16 protein-coding genes and 1 tRNA gene are annotated in these 13134 nt (G+C 56.9%); 11 read left to right on the top strand and 6 right to left on the bottom strand.

The annotated features are described in order from the left end of the window. Window positions 1-13: 13 nt before the first annotated feature. Entirely contained in the window at window positions 14-226 is a 213-nt protein-coding gene (locus EXW71_RS05960) for a hypothetical protein (protein ID WP_123716885.1), read from the bottom strand. Window positions 227-381: 155 nt separating this feature from the next. Here EXW71_RS05960 and EXW71_RS05955 point away from each other — a divergent pair, with 155 nt between their 5' ends. Together EXW71_RS05955 and EXW71_RS05950 are read left to right on the top strand one after the other, a co-directional pair. Next, window positions 382-690 (top strand): hypothetical protein, encoded by a 309-nt coding sequence (locus EXW71_RS05955; RefSeq protein ID WP_123716886.1) that lies wholly within the window; start codon window positions 382-384, stop codon window positions 688-690. 144 nt (window positions 691-834) lie between these two features. Continuing rightward, complete coding sequence (locus tag EXW71_RS05950; protein WP_123716887.1) at window positions 835-1155, top strand: I78 family peptidase inhibitor; 321 nt, start codon at window positions 835-837, stop codon at window positions 1153-1155. A 73-nt stretch (window positions 1156-1228) separates the two neighbouring features. Here EXW71_RS05950 and EXW71_RS05945 read toward each other — a convergent pair whose 3' ends face one another. Both EXW71_RS05945 and EXW71_RS05940 read right to left on the bottom strand, forming a co-directional pair. Continuing rightward, window positions 1229-1441, bottom strand: a complete 213-nt coding sequence (locus tag EXW71_RS05945; protein WP_003234260.1) for a cold-shock protein — start codon at window positions 1439-1441, stop codon at window positions 1229-1231. Between the two features lie 289 nt (window positions 1442-1730). Then, the gene (locus EXW71_RS05940; protein WP_123716888.1) at window positions 1731-2045 is read right to left on the bottom strand and encodes a hypothetical protein; all 315 of its coding nucleotides are present in this window, start codon (window positions 2043-2045) and stop codon (window positions 1731-1733) included. A 366-nt stretch (window positions 2046-2411) separates the two neighbouring features. On the opposite strand from EXW71_RS05940, the gene thrS reads away from it, so the two are divergent. The 9 genes from thrS to EXW71_RS05895 all read left to right on the top strand — a co-directional run bounded on the left by thrS (window position 2412) and on the right by EXW71_RS05895 (window position 9868). Then, window positions 2412-4334, top strand: coding sequence for a threonine--tRNA ligase (thrS, locus tag EXW71_RS05935; RefSeq protein WP_123716889.1), 1923 nt, complete (start codon window positions 2412-2414; stop codon window positions 4332-4334). Beyond that, window positions 4334-4885, top strand: coding sequence for a translation initiation factor IF-3 (gene infC, locus EXW71_RS05930; RefSeq protein ID WP_177421574.1), 552 nt, complete (start codon window positions 4334-4336; stop codon window positions 4883-4885). The genes thrS and infC overlap by 1 nt, the downstream gene beginning before the upstream one ends. Window positions 4886-4945: 60 nt before the next feature. After that, a complete protein-coding gene (rpmI, locus tag EXW71_RS05925; protein WP_002553160.1) occupies window positions 4946-5140 on the top strand; it encodes a 50S ribosomal protein L35 in 195 nt (64 codons plus the stop codon). Between the two features lie 30 nt (window positions 5141-5170). Further along, entirely contained in the window at window positions 5171-5527 is a 357-nt protein-coding gene (gene rplT / locus EXW71_RS05920; protein WP_003174975.1) for a 50S ribosomal protein L20, read from the top strand. A 109-nt stretch (window positions 5528-5636) separates the two neighbouring features. Next, the gene (gene pheS / locus EXW71_RS05915) at window positions 5637-6653 is read left to right on the top strand and encodes a phenylalanine--tRNA ligase subunit alpha (protein WP_034099107.1); all 1017 of its coding nucleotides are present in this window, start codon (window positions 5637-5639) and stop codon (window positions 6651-6653) included. Between the two features lie 26 nt (window positions 6654-6679). After that, window positions 6680-9058 (top strand): phenylalanine--tRNA ligase subunit beta, encoded by a 2379-nt coding sequence (pheT, locus tag EXW71_RS05910; protein WP_134656741.1) that lies wholly within the window; start codon window positions 6680-6682, stop codon window positions 9056-9058. Between the two features lie 3 nt (window positions 9059-9061). Continuing rightward, the gene (gene ihfA / locus EXW71_RS05905; RefSeq protein WP_002553164.1) at window positions 9062-9364 is read left to right on the top strand and encodes an integration host factor subunit alpha; all 303 of its coding nucleotides are present in this window, start codon (window positions 9062-9064) and stop codon (window positions 9362-9364) included. After that, window positions 9345-9701 (top strand): MerR family transcriptional regulator, encoded by a 357-nt coding sequence (locus tag EXW71_RS05900; protein ID WP_003174972.1) that lies wholly within the window; start codon window positions 9345-9347, stop codon window positions 9699-9701. Before ihfA ends, EXW71_RS05900 begins: the two co-directional genes overlap by 20 nt. A gap of 90 nt (window positions 9702-9791) precedes the next feature. Further along, window positions 9792-9868: transfer RNA gene (locus tag EXW71_RS05895), tRNA-Pro, on the top strand. A gap of 275 nt (window positions 9869-10143) precedes the next feature. On the opposite strand, the gene EXW71_RS05890 is transcribed toward EXW71_RS05895, so the two are convergent. The 3 genes from EXW71_RS05890 to EXW71_RS05880 are packed head-to-tail and all read right to left on the bottom strand — an operon-like array spanning window position 10144 to window position 13132. Further along, window positions 10144-10899, bottom strand: a complete 756-nt coding sequence (locus tag EXW71_RS05890; protein ID WP_134656740.1) for an ABC transporter ATP-binding protein — start codon at window positions 10897-10899, stop codon at window positions 10144-10146. Then, window positions 10893-11954, bottom strand: coding sequence for an iron ABC transporter permease (locus EXW71_RS05885; RefSeq protein ID WP_134656739.1), 1062 nt, complete (start codon window positions 11952-11954; stop codon window positions 10893-10895). The genes EXW71_RS05890 and EXW71_RS05885 overlap by 7 nt, the downstream gene beginning before the upstream one ends. Next, entirely contained in the window at window positions 11951-13132 is a 1182-nt protein-coding gene (locus EXW71_RS05880) for an ABC transporter substrate-binding protein (RefSeq protein WP_134657861.1), read from the bottom strand. The genes EXW71_RS05885 and EXW71_RS05880 overlap by 4 nt, the downstream gene beginning before the upstream one ends. Window positions 13133-13134: the final 2 nt, after the last annotated feature.

Genomic DNA, 13134 nt, shown 5'->3' with positions numbered 1-13134 from the left:
CGCCGGCCGGTTCTTATTCGCGCTCCGGATTGTGGGCGCCCAGGTGGTCGGCCGGGTATTTTTCGAATACTTGGCCGATGAACGCTTGTGCCGCCAGGGTGCCGAGCTCCTTGACCAGCAGGTCGATACCAATGATTGCCAGCTCTTCAGGGCTTCCAGGGCTATAGGCGCTTTGTCCCTGGGGCCATTTGGCTTTGATGTCGGCTTGGAGCGTTACGGTGGTCATGAAGGTCTCGTGAGCTGTAGGTACGGGGCAGTTCGCTAAAACGCGGCGTTAGCGTGGGAAGTTAACCACTTTAAGCCACGATTGGCACTGCTACTTAGGCATAGGGCAGGTGCTGTGCGACACTGTGTGCCTGTTTAAAGGTTGGGAAACGCCGCGTGCAGATCGATTTGAGCAACCCCGAGAACCTGACGCTGGAAGCCGTGCGTCAACTCATTGCCAGTGCCAGTGATGACGAACATACCCAATTGCGGGTAACCAGAGCCGGTATCGCCTATATATCTTCCGGCAAGGCTGTCGGCGGTTTCGACGTTGAGGGCCTGCTGTTTCGCCTGGAGACCTGGGCCAAAGGGGCCGGCTATGTGGGCATCGTGGCGGCCAGCGATGAAGTCTGGGTCATGCAGATTTTCAATGCACTGAAACAGAATTGGCCAAAACCGTCGTCTGACTACATCGATATCTACTGAATACGTTCATATCTAGTCACGATTGACCGTGCGCTTGCCGGTCATGAGTCAGGCAGACTTGCGCGCAGGCGGTTAACGTCTTGAAACCAATCGCCTTGACTGCTGTCGCACGATCTCTGTCCATTTTTTATCATAGGAGGCTTCATGCCTTGGAAGCTCGCATCATTCGGTACTTTGTTGGCAGCACTCGCATTGGCGGGTTGCAGCACCCCGGGTGCCTCTGAGCCAGGCAAAGATGCCACCGTGACCGATTCCGGCCATAGCCGCTGTGAGTCGAAGGCCGCCGAGTTCACGATCGGCCAGAAAGCCTCGCCTCAGTTGCTGGAGCAGGCGCGTACGCGTGCCGGTGCGCAGAACGCACGTATCCTCAAGCCCAACGATATGATTACGCTGGAATATCGCTCCGACCGCTTGAACCTGAACACCGACGACAATCTGGTGATCACGCGGGTCAATTGCGGCTGATAGCGTCTCGTCTTTTGTAGCGCCCATAAAAAACCCCGTCACATGGACGGGGTTTTTTTAGCTCAGCGGGGAATTACTCGCCGCGAACTTGTGCAGCTTGCATACCCTTTTGGCCTTTCTCAGCCACGAAGGAAACGGTTTGGCCTTCTTTCAGGCTTTTGAAACCGTCGCTTTCGATAGCTTTGAAGTGTACGAACAGGTCGTCACCGCCACCTTGAGGAGTGATGAAGCCGAAGCCTTTTTCATCGTTGAACCATTTAACGGTGCCGGTTTGGCGATTAGACATGGTGTATCTCCAAGAAACATATATTTTCAGTAGTGCTGTGCTGCTCAGGCCAACTGGGCACACCGAGCTATCATAGTCGAAATGTTCGACTTGGGAGCCCCCCCAAGGCACTGTTTGCTAATCAATAGCGTTGTGTTTCATGCCCTGGCCTGCTGAAAGCCCCGATCTACGGGGCTTTGGCCCGAAATATCAACTGATAAAAAAAGCCGTAAAAGCTGCGTATTTTGTGAGAAATGGCGGCTTTTGGACTGTTTTATCCGCAGTGAAGCTGTGTGATCAGTGGCAAATCTTAGTTTTTCTTCACGACTTTGCAGGACGAAATAGCCGCGACGGCTTTGTTCCTAAGCTCCGGGCTGGCGTTCGGGTTAGTCATGAGCTCCTTGATTTCGGCGGTGCTCAATTCGGCGTTGATCTTGTCGGCGCCGCATTCGCAGTGAGTTTTTGCGGTTTTGGCATCCACGTTCTGGCTGGCAGCCTTGCTGCAGTCGCTGACGAAGCTGTCCCGTGCGCCAGCTGGCCAGTTCGATGGGGCTGCTGCCTGTGCACCGAGGGAAAGGAGGGTCAGGGAGGCGGCGAGAGCGAGGCTGGAGGTAAAACGCATCATGGAGTGCTCCTTTGGTTTGAGGACGAACGTCGATTCTCAGTGGGTTTGAGGGCTGTCGTACAGTCCAAGTTCACTTTTGCGGCTATAAAGCCTGGAATTTGTCTTCACATAAAGAGTCGCCAACGCGATGACCGTTCATCTGTGCTAGCATCCGCTTTCTGGCTATTTCCCAGGCGCGCCATTTGCCGCCTCGCCATGTCTTTTTAGCTCACTCCAGTCACTCTGGTTCGATTATCGGTTGGCCGAAAGGCTCCTGCCGCTGTAAGGCAGGCGTTCATCATTGAACGGCCTGGTATTGGATCTTGTACTGGCTCATCCCAACCCACGTGACCTTTGGTAGGGGTCACCACTAGGAGAGGAGGCGCCATGCCAACTATTACTCTTCCCGACGGCAGTCAACGTTCATTCGATCATTCGGTTTCCGTAGCCGAAGTCGCCGCATCCATTGGTGCCGGCCTGGCCAAGGCCACCGTGGCCGGCAAGGTCGATGGCAAGCTGGTCGACGCCAGCGACCTGATCACCACCGATGCCAGCCTGCAAATCATCACGCCCAAGGATCAGGAGGGGCTGGAGATCATTCGCCACTCTTGCGCGCACTTGATTGGCCATGCGGTTAAGCAGTTGTACCCGACGGCGAAAATGGTGATCGGCCCGGTCATCGAAGAAGGCTTTTATTACGATATCGCCTACGAGCGTCCTTTCACTCCGGACGACCTCGCGGCCATCGAGCAGCGCATGCATGCGCTGATCGAAAAAGATTACGACGTGATCAAGAAGGTTACGCCGCGCGCCGAAGTGATCGACGTCTTCACCGCTCGTGGTGAGGACTACAAGCTGCGTCTGGTGGAAGACATGCCGGACGAGCAGGCGATGGGCCTGTACTACCACGAAGAATATGTCGACATGTGCCGTGGTCCGCACGTGCCGAACACGCGCTTCCTCAAATCGTTCAAGCTGACCAAGCTGTCCGGTGCCTACTGGCGCGGTGATGCGAAGAACGAGCAACTGCAGCGGATCTACGGCACTGCATGGGCTGACAAGAAACAACTGGCGGCCTACATCCAGCGCATCGAAGAAGCTGAAAAGCGCGATCACCGCAAGATCGGCAAGCGCCTGAACCTGTTCCACCTCCAGGAAGAGGCTCCGGGCATGGTGTTCTGGCACCCGAACGGCTGGACCCTGTATCAAGTGCTCGAGCAGTACATGCGCAAGGTTCAACGCGAAAACGGCTACCTGGAGATCAAGACGCCTCAGGTCGTTGATCGCAGCCTGTGGGAGAAATCCGGGCACTGGGCCAACTACGCCGACAACATGTTCACCACCCAGTCGGAAAACCGCGACTACGCCATCAAGCCGATGAACTGCCCTTGCCACGTGCAGGTGTTCAACCAGGGCCTGAAGAGCTACCGCGAGCTGCCGATGCGCCTGGCCGAATTCGGTGCCTGCCACCGTAACGAGCCATCGGGTGCGTTGCACGGCATCATGCGTGTGCGTGGCTTCACCCAGGACGACGCCCATATCTTCTGCACCGAAGAGCAGATGCAGGCTGAATCCGCCGCGTTCATCAAGCTGACCATGGACGTTTATCGAGATTTCGGCTTTACCGAAGTCGAGATGAAGCTGTCCACTCGTCCGGAAAAACGTGTCGGCTCCGATGAGCTGTGGGATCGCGCCGAAGCTGCATTGGCCGCAGCGCTGGACAGTGCGGGGCTTGCGTACGACCTGCAGCCGGGTGAGGGCGCTTTCTACGGTCCGAAGATCGAATTTTCGCTGAAAGATTGCCTTGGTCGCGTCTGGCAGTGTGGTACCCTGCAGCTCGATTTTAACCTCCCGATCCGTTTGGGCGCCGAATACGTCTCCGAAGACAACAGCCGTAAACACCCGGTTATGTTGCATCGGGCGATCCTCGGCTCGTTCGAGCGGTTCGTCGGTATCCTGATCGAGCACTACGAGGGTGCATTCCCTGCGTGGCTGGCTCCGACCCAGGCAGTGATCATGAATATCACTGATAAACAGGCGGATTTCGCCGCTGAAGTTGAAAAAACTCTCAACGAAAGCGGATTTCGTGCCAAGTCCGACTTGAGAAATGAAAAGATCGGCTTTAAAATCCGTGAGCATACTTTGCTCAAGGTTCCCTATCTTTTGGTTATTGGAGATCGGGAAGTCGAGATGCAGACTGTCGCTGTGCGTACTCGTGAAGGTGCTGACCTGGGCTCGATGCCCGTCGCCCAGTTCGCTGAGTTTCTCGCGCAAGCGGTTTCCCGGCGTGGTCGCCCAGATTCGGAGTAATTATTATTAAGCGTGAAATGAGACAAGATAAACGAGCTGCACCGAAAGCCCCGATCAACGAGAATATCTCGGCACGCGAGGTTCGGTTAATTGGCGCTGACGGCGAGCAGATTGGCATCGTCTCGATTGATGAAGCGCTTCGTATCGCTGAAGAGTCCAAATTGGACCTGGTGGAAATCTCCGCCGATGCAATCCCACCCGTTTGCCGGGTGATGGACTACGGCAAGTCGATCTTCGAAAAGAAGAAGCAGGTTGCTGCAGCGAAGAAGAACCAGAAGCAGATTCAAGTAAAAGAAATCAAGTTTCGTCCAGGGACGGAGGAAGGGGATTACCAGGTAAAACTGCGCAACCTGGTACGTTTCCTGAGTGATGGGGACAGGGCCAAGGTATCCTTGCGATTCCGCGGCCGTGAGATGGCCCACCAGGAGCTGGGGATGGAACTCCTCAAGCGGGTTGAACAAGACCTGCTCGAGTACGGTTCTGTCGAACAGCATCCTAAGATGGAAGGACGCCAGCTGATCATGGTCATCGCCCCGAAAAAGAAGAAGTAATCAACAGGGCACGGCAGGCCTTCTGATTATGTTTATCAACTGAATGCGGAGTATCCGAACATGCCAAAGATGAAGACTAAAAGTGGTGCTGCTAAGCGGTTTCTGAAAACTGCTAACGGTATCAAGCACAAGCACGCTTTCAAGAGCCACATCCTGACCAAAATGTCGACCAAGCGTAAGCGTCAACTGCGCGGTAGCAGCTTGCTGCATCCGTCTGACGTGGCAAAAGTCGAGCGCATGCTGCGCCTTCGTTAATTTTTGGATCAAGAATAGAGGAAGTAACTCATGGCTCGTGTAAAGCGTGGCGTCATTGCCCGTAAACGTCACAAAAAAATTCTGAAACTTGCTAAAGGCTACTACGGCGCGCGTTCACGCGTATTCCGTGTTGCCAAGCAAGCGGTAATCAAGGCTGGCCAATACGCCTACCGTGACCGTCGTCAGAAAAAGCGTCAGTTCCGCGCTCTGTGGATCGCTCGTATCAATGCTGGTGCTCGTGTTAACGGTCTGTCCTACAGCCGTTTCATCGCTGGCCTGAAAAAAGCGTCCATCGAAATCGACCGTAAGGTTCTGGCTGAACTGGCCGTGAACGAAAAAGCGGTGTTTGCTGCGATTGTCGAGAAAGCTAAAGCCACCTTGGCTTAAGTACCCCCGACAGTCACCCTGGGCTGCTCCTGTAGCCCAAGGTGGTAAACGTCATAAATAGGGGAAGAGCCTTCAAGCTCTTCCCCTATTTTGTATCTGGAGTCTGTACATGGAAAACCTGGACGCGCTCGTCGCTCAAGCTCTTGAGGCTGTGCAAAGCGCTGAAGATATCAATGCCCTGGAGCAAATCCGGGTTCACTACCTTGGCAAAAAGGGTGAATTGACTCAGGTGATGAAGACCCTGGGAAATTTGCCGGCTGAAGAGCGCCCACAAGTCGGTGCGCTGATCAACGTCGCCAAGGAGCGTGTCACAGAGGTTCTCAATGCGCGCAAGGCGTCGCTCGAGGAGGCTGACCTTGCAGCCAAGCTCGCGGCCGAGTCCATTGACGTAACCTTGCCTGGCCGTGGCCAGGCCTCGGGCGGTCTGCATCCGATCACCCGGACTCTGGAACGTATCGAGCAGTTCTTCACCCACATCGGCTACGGCATTGCCGAAGGCCCTGAGGTCGAAGACGACTATCACAACTTCGAGGCGCTCAACATCCCAGGCCATCACCCGGCCCGGTCGATGCATGACACCTTCTATTTCAACGCAAACATGCTGTTGCGCACCCATACCTCGCCGGTACAGGTCCGCACCATGGAAGCGAACAAGCCGCCGATCCGCATTGTCTGCCCAGGCCGTGTGTACCGTAGCGACTCGGATATCACCCACTCGCCGATGTTCCACCAGGTCGAAGGCCTGCTGGTTGATCGCGATATCAATTTCGCCGACCTCAAAGGCACCATCGAAGAGTTCCTGCGGGTGTTCTTCGAGAAAGAGCTGGCGGTGCGTTTCCGTCCTTCGTTCTTCCCGTTCACTGAACCATCCGCTGAAGTCGATATGGAATGCGTGATGTGCAGCGGTAAAGGCTGCCGCGTCTGCAAGCAGACCGGCTGGCTGGAAGTGATGGGCTGCGGCATGGTCCACCCTAATGTACTGCGCATGTCCGGGATCGACCCGGAAGAGTTCTCGGGCTTTGCCTTCGGCATGGGCGTTGAACGCCTGGCCATGCTGCGTTACGGCGTGAACGACTTGCGTCTGTTCTTCGACAACGACTTGCGGTTCCTCGCGCAATTTCGCTAGTCGTAACGAATCTTTAGGAGAGCAGGATGAAATTCAGTGAACAATGGCTGCGTGGCTGGGTAAGCCCGCAGGTAGATCGCGACGAGCTGGTTGCCCGTCTGTCGATGGCCGGCCTTGAGGTCGATAGCGTGACGCCGGCCGCCGGTGTTTTCAGCGGCGTGGTGGTGGGTGAGGTGTTGAGCACCGAGCAACATCCCGACGCCGATAAATTGCGTGTGTGCCAGGTCAGCAATGGCATCGAAACCTTCCAGGTCGTGTGCGGAGCGCCGAATGTGCGCCCGGGCCTGAAGATTCCGTTCGCCATGATCGGCGCAGCACTGCCAGGCGACTTCAAGATCAAGAAAGCCAAGCTACGCGGTGTCGAGTCCAATGGCATGCTCTGCTCCCAGGCTGAACTGCAGGTGGGCGAGGGCAATGATGGCCTGATGGAGCTGCCGGCTGATGCGCCGGTAGGTCAGGACATCCGCGTTTACTTGAATCTGGAAGATGCCAGCATCGAGGTCGACCTGACCCCGAACCGCGGCGACTGCCTGTCCCTGGCCGGCCTGGCTCGTGAAGTCGGCGCGTTGTACAACGCACCCGTCACGCGTCCGGTTGTGGCCCCAGTAGCTGCAGTGCACGACGAAGTGCGCTCCATTGAAGTGCTGGCGCCAAACGCCTGCCCACGTTATTTGGGCCGTGTGATCCGTAACGTCGACCTGTCCAAGCCAACCCCATTGTGGATGGTTGAGCGTCTGCGTCGCGCCGACGTACGCAGCATTGATGCTGCTGTCGACATCACCAACTATGTGATGTTGGAGTTGGGTCAGCCGCTGCACGCCTTCGATCTCGCCGAAATCAACGGTGGCATCCGCGTACGCATGGCTGAGGAAGGTGAAAAGCTGGTTCTGCTCGACGGCCAGGAAGTTAGCCTGCGTGCCGATACCCTGGTAATCGCTGACCATTCCCGCGCCCTCGCAATTGCCGGCGTGATGGGTGGCGAGCACAGCGGCGTGTCCGCTACCACGCGCGATATTTTCCTGGAAAGTGCATTTTTCGATCAGATTGCCATCGCTGGCAAGGCGCGTTCCTACGGCCTGCACACCGATGCCTCGCACCGCTATGAGCGTGGCGTGGACTGGAAACTGGCCCGTGAAGCCATGGAGCGTGCTACCGGCCTGCTGCTGGAAATCACTGGTGGCGACGCCGGTCCGATCACTGAAACCGTCAGTGAGCAGCACCTGCCGTCCGTTGCACCCATCACCCTGCGCGCCAAAAGCGTTGAGCAGATGCTTGGCCTGAAGATCGAGCCAGCTGAAATCGAGCAACTGTTGTCGGCCCTCGGCCTGGGTATTTCCTTGAGTGGGGAAGGCCAGTGGCACGTCGAGGTGCCGAGCCATCGCTTCGATATCAGCCTGGAAGTTGACCTGATCGAAGAATTGGCCCGCCTGTATGGTTACAACCGCTTGCCGGTTCGTTACCCGCAAGCGCGCCTGGCGCCGCAACCCAAGGCTGAGGCACGTGCTCACTTGCCTGAGCTGCGTCGTCTGCTGGTCGCCCGCGGCTATCAGGAAGCGGTCACCTACAGCTTCATTGATCCGAAGCAGTTCGAACTGTTCAACCCAGGTGTTGAACCGCTGATGCTGGCTAACCCGATTTCCAACGACATGGCGGCCATGCGTTCGTCGCTGTGGCCTGGCCTGGTGAAAGCACTTTCCCATAACCTGAACCGTCAGCAAGATCGCGTGCGCATGTTCGAAAGCGGCTTGCGTTTTGTGGGGCAACTGGACGGTCTGAAGCAAGAGCCGATGCTGGCCGGTGTCGTCTGCGGTAGCCGCTTGCCGGAAGGCTGGGCGCAAGGTCGCGATGCCGTGGACTTCTTCGACGTCAAAGCTGACGTGGAAGCAGTATTGGGCTTTGCCGGTGCGCTGGGCGACTTTACGTTTGTACCAGGCAGCCACCCGGCGTTGCACCCGGGCCAGACTGCACGGATCGAGCGAGAAGGGCGCCTGGTGGGCTTCGTCGGCGCTATTCATCCTGAGCTGTCGAAAACCCTGGGACTGGATCGTCCAGTCTTCGTGTTTGAACTGGTCCTGGCTGAAGTGGCTTCGGGCAAAATGCCTAAATTCAGCGAGTTGTCGCGCTTCCCTGAAGTGCGCCGTGACCTCGCCTTGATCGCTGACCGCGAAGTCGCCGCTACTGCGGTTCTGGACGTAATCCGTGAAAATGCAGGGGAATGGCTGACAGACCTCAGGCTATTTGACGTCTATCAGGGTAAAGGCATTGATCCGCATAGAAAAAGCCTTGCAGTTGGCTTGACCTGGCAGCATCCATCGCGCACTCTTAATGACGATGAGGTGAATACCACGACACAAAATATCCTCACCTCGCTCGAACAAAGGTTGAACGCCACGTTAAGGAAGTGACGTATGGGGGCTTTGACGAAAGCTGAGATGGCGGAACGTCTGTACGAAGAGTTGGGTCTGAACAAGCGCGAGGCCAAGGAATTGGTCGAGCTGTTTTTTGAAGAAATCAGGCACGCTCTGGAAGACAATGAGCAGGTCAAACTGTCCGGTTTCGGCAACTTTGACCTGCGGGACAAACGCCAGCGGCCTGGCCGCAATCCAAAAACGGGAGAAGAAATCCCGATCACGGCTCGCCGTGTGGTCACCTTTCGTCCAGGGCAGAAGTTGAAGGCCCGAGTTGAGGCTTATGCTGGAACCAAGTCATAACGACGAGCTACCCGTCATCCCAGGCAAACGCTACTTCACCATTGGTGAAGTCAGCGAGCTGTGTGCGGTAAAACCGCACGTGTTGCGCTATTGGGAGCAGGAGTTTCCTCAACTCAACCCCGTCAAACGCACCGGGAACCGTCGGTATTATCAGCGCCAGGATGTGCTGATGATCCGACAGATCCGCGCGTTGCTGTACGACCAGGGGTTCACCATCAGCGGTGCGCGCCAGCGCATGTCCGGTGATGAAGCCAAAGACGACACCACCCAATACAAACAACTGATCCGCCAGATGATCTCCGAACTCGAAGATGTACTCGTGGTTTTGAAGAAATAATTCAGGCTTTTAAAATACTTCCACATTTCAAAAGCTTGCGGTATATTCCTGATCGCTTCGTTGCGAAGCGAACCCAGTAACACGCCTAGTCGGGGCGTAGCGCAGTCCGGTAGCGCACTAGCATGGGGTGCTAGGGGTCGAGTGTTCGAATCACTCCGTCCCGACCATACAATTCAAAGGGTTGCGAGATTTTATCTCGCGACCCTTTTTTATGTTTGGTCGTTTTTACTCCCACAAATTCACCGGCTCTGGGTGGAGTCCTCAACGCTGGAGGTTTTCAACCAGCACGGGGTTGGAAACCTGCGGGATAGCATTAGTGGAAGGTTCACCCGCTCACTGAAATTTCAACCATTGAAATCTTGAAAGACTCATCAAAAAGCTGCTCTCCACCAGCGAGCCGACCTTCGGTGCCTGCTGCCCTTGAGACGTTCCAAGGCGGACGTTAAACGATATCGTCTATGAGTATGTGGTACAGCCCGCGACTGCATTGCTCGATTCGTGCTTCGACCTTGTAGACATTGCGCAACATCTGTTCAGTAATGACCTCGTTGCTTGGGCCACTGCCTTGCGTGGTGCCCTCGGCGATGACCAGCACCTGGTCGGCAAAACGCAGTGCCTGGTTCAGGTCATGGATCGCGATGAATACGATGACTTCGCGTTGGCGGGCCACTGTACGCATGAAGTTCAGTACCTGCACCTGGCGATGCATGTCGAGGGCGCTGGTCGGTTCGTCCATCAGCAGGATTTCGGGCTCGCGCACGAGGGTTTGTGCAATGGATACCAACTGTTGCTGCCCGCCGCTGAGTTCACCGAGGTTGCGGAAGGACAAGCCGCTGATGCCCAGTGCAGCGAGAATCTCGTCGACCAGTCTCAGTTCGTCATCGTGAACGACCCAGCCCGGCGTCAGTTGCTTGCGCGCCAGCAATACGGATTCATACACCGTCAACCGCGCACTGGCATTCAGACCCTGCGGCATGTAACTGATGCCCGTCAGTCCTTTCTTCGACTCCTGCAAGATCACCTGCCCGGGGCCGTCGATCAGTCCGGCCATGCGTTTGAACAGCGTCGATTTGCCCGCCGCGTTGGGCCCGACGACGGCGACCACCTGACCGCCGAAAAACGTAGCCGTCGAGACATCACGAATGATTTCGCGCTGGCCGTAGCGGGCACCGAGACTCACCAGTTGCAGCTTCACCATGAGTTTTTCTTCCCGCCGAGAATCAGAGATATGAAGAACGGTACGCCGATCAGCGACGTGACCACGCCGATGGGGAATATCGCGCCGGGGATCAGGGTTTTGCTGACTACGGAACTGACCGACAGAATCAACGAGCCGGTCAGCAAGGAGGCTGGCAGGAAAAACCGCTGGTCCTCACCGATCATCATACGGGCGATGTGCGGCCCGACTAGCCCGATGAACCCGATTGTGCCGACAAACGCCACGGGAAACGAGGCGAGCAGACTGACCATGATCAGCGTCTGAAAGCGCAGGCTGCGTACGTTGATGCCGAAACTGGCGGCCTTGTCGTCGCCCAGGCGCAGGGCGGTCAGGGCCCAGGCGCGTTTGGCGAATATCGGCAGGGTGATCAGGATCACCAGACAGATAACGCCGAGTTTCGGCCACGTCGCTTTGGTCAGGCTACCCATGGTCCAGAACACCACGGCCGCCACGGCTTGTTCGGTGGCGAAGAACTGCACCAGCGCCAACAGCGCATTGAAGGTGAACACCAGCGCTATACCGAGCAACACAATGGTTTCGGCGGTGACGCCGCGACGCATGCTCAGAAAGTGGATCAGTAGCGCCGACAGCATGGCCATGATGAACGCGTTCAGCGGCACCATGAATTGCGCCGCCAGCGGGAACAGCGCGACGCCGAATGCCAAACCCAACGCCGCGCCGAAGCTGGCGGCGGCGGAAATGCCCAGGGTGAATGGACTGGCCAGCGGGTTGTTGAGGATCGTCTGCATCTGCGCGCCGGCCAGCGACAACGCCGCGCCGACCGCCACTGCCATCAGCGCCACCGGCAGACGAATATCCCACATCACCACGCGCACTTGTGGTGAAGCGCTGTCCGGTGAGAACAGGGCTCCCAGTACTTCGCTGAAGCTGTAACTCGCCGGCCCCAAAGCAAGGTCCAGCAGCACGCTGCACAGCAGCAGAACTACCAGCCCGGCAAGGATCAGGCGTTTACGCAGCACCAGCCGCCGATAGGTGTCGCGCTGCACCTCGACGGTGTCGGTCAACGAACTCATGGTTTGACCTCAGGATTGCGCAGGCTGACAAAGTAGCCCGACTCATACGGCACAGGCAGAAAACGCTCATGCAGTTCGCGAAATGAAGCGTCCGGATCGAGATCGGCAAACAGTTCCGGGTGGAACCATTTGGCCAGTTGCTGGATGGCCACGAATTGGTAAGGGCTGTTGTAGAACTGGTGCCAGATGGCGTGAAAGGCTTGGTTTTCCTGAGCTTTGATGCCGGCGTAGGCCGGGCGCTGGGTATACCATGCGAGTTTTTTTCGCGCCTCGGTCATGTCTGCACCCGGGCCGACGCCGACCCAGTGACCACCCGGGGCAAAGGCTTCCCAGTTGGCTGTGGTGACGACGACGTGTGCCGGATTGGCGACGATGACCTGCTCGGGATTCAACTGGCCGAACGTGGTCGGAATGATCTGCCGGGCGATATTGTTGCCGCCGGCCATCTCGACGAACAGGCCAAAGTTTTCGTTGCCGAAACTCAGGCAGCAATCATCGGTGTAGCCACCGATGCGCTCGATGAACACATTCGGGCGCAGTGGATGCTGTTTCTCGATGACGTCGGTGACGCGGTGAATCTGCTGGTTGCGAAAATCAATGAAGGCTTCGGCGCGTTGTTCCTTGCCGAACAACTGACCGAACAGGCGCATGGTCGGCTCGGTGTTCTGCATCGGGTTATTGCGAAAATCGACGTACACCACCGGGATGCCGAGGGCGTCGAGCTTCTCGATGTAGCGCGCGTCCTCCGTAGCGTGTTGCGCTTCGATGTTGAGGATGATCACGTCCGGGCGTTGCGAGATTGCCTGCTCGATATCAAAGGTGCCATCTTCAAAGCCGCCGAAAGTGGGGATTTTGGCGATGCCGGGAAATTTGCGCAGGTACGCGTTATAAGTGTCCGGATCCGACTGGATCAGGTCCTTGCGCCAGCCAACGATACGTTCGATTGGGTTGTGTGTGTCCAGCGCGGCAACCAGATACAACTGCCGGCCTTCACCGAGGATGACCCGCCTGACCGGCAGATGAACCTTGACCTTGCGCCCGAGCAGGTCGGTCACTTCGGTGCGTGTTGCATCAGTTTCGCTGGCGTGGGCATTGCGCGGCGCCAGTGTCATCAGGCTCAGCAGTCCTGCCAGTAACAGCGCAGCAAACGCGAGGCTGCGTCGATCAACAATCACCATGG

Source organism: Pseudomonas sp. BCA17 (assembly GCF_004519405.1).
Classification (GTDB): domain Bacteria; phylum Pseudomonadota; class Gammaproteobacteria; order Pseudomonadales; family Pseudomonadaceae; genus Aquipseudomonas.
The sequence above is the reverse complement of the archived record's forward strand: the minus strand, read 5'-3'. Positions and strand labels throughout refer to the sequence as shown.

Bases quoted from the DNA above. Each gene is read 5' to 3' on its own strand.
- EXW71_RS05945 (WP_003234260.1), bottom strand. From the start codon at position 1,441: ATGTCTAATCGCCAAACCGGCACCGTTAAATGGTTCAACGATGAAAAA.
- EXW71_RS05940 (WP_123716888.1), bottom strand. From the start codon at position 2,045: ATGATGCGTTTTACCTCCAGCCTCGCTCTCGCCGCCTCCCTGACCCTC.
- EXW71_RS05900 (WP_003174972.1), top strand. From the start codon at position 9,345: ATGCTGGAACCAAGTCATAACGACGAGCTACCCGTCATCCCAGGCAAA.
- EXW71_RS05880 (WP_134657861.1), bottom strand. From the start codon at position 13,132: ATGGTGATTGTTGATCGACGCAGCCTCGCGTTTGCTGCGCTGTTACTG.
- EXW71_RS05950 (WP_123716887.1), top strand. From the start codon at position 835: ATGCCTTGGAAGCTCGCATCATTCGGTACTTTGTTGGCAGCACTCGCA.
- EXW71_RS05885 (WP_134656739.1), bottom strand. From the start codon at position 11,954: ATGAGTTCGTTGACCGACACCGTCGAGGTGCAGCGCGACACCTATCGG.
- rplT (WP_003174975.1), top strand. From the start codon at position 5,171: ATGGCTCGTGTAAAGCGTGGCGTCATTGCCCGTAAACGTCACAAAAAA.
- EXW71_RS05960 (WP_123716885.1), bottom strand. From the start codon at position 226: ATGACCACCGTAACGCTCCAAGCCGACATCAAAGCCAAATGGCCCCAG.
- thrS (WP_123716889.1), top strand. From the start codon at position 2,412: ATGCCAACTATTACTCTTCCCGACGGCAGTCAACGTTCATTCGATCAT.
- pheT (WP_134656741.1), top strand. From the start codon at position 6,680: ATGAAATTCAGTGAACAATGGCTGCGTGGCTGGGTAAGCCCGCAGGTA.
- ihfA (WP_002553164.1), top strand. From the start codon at position 9,062: ATGGGGGCTTTGACGAAAGCTGAGATGGCGGAACGTCTGTACGAAGAG.
- pheS (WP_034099107.1), top strand. From the start codon at position 5,637: ATGGAAAACCTGGACGCGCTCGTCGCTCAAGCTCTTGAGGCTGTGCAA.
- rpmI (WP_002553160.1), top strand. From the start codon at position 4,946: ATGCCAAAGATGAAGACTAAAAGTGGTGCTGCTAAGCGGTTTCTGAAA.
- EXW71_RS05890 (WP_134656740.1), bottom strand. From the start codon at position 10,899: ATGGTGAAGCTGCAACTGGTGAGTCTCGGTGCCCGCTACGGCCAGCGC.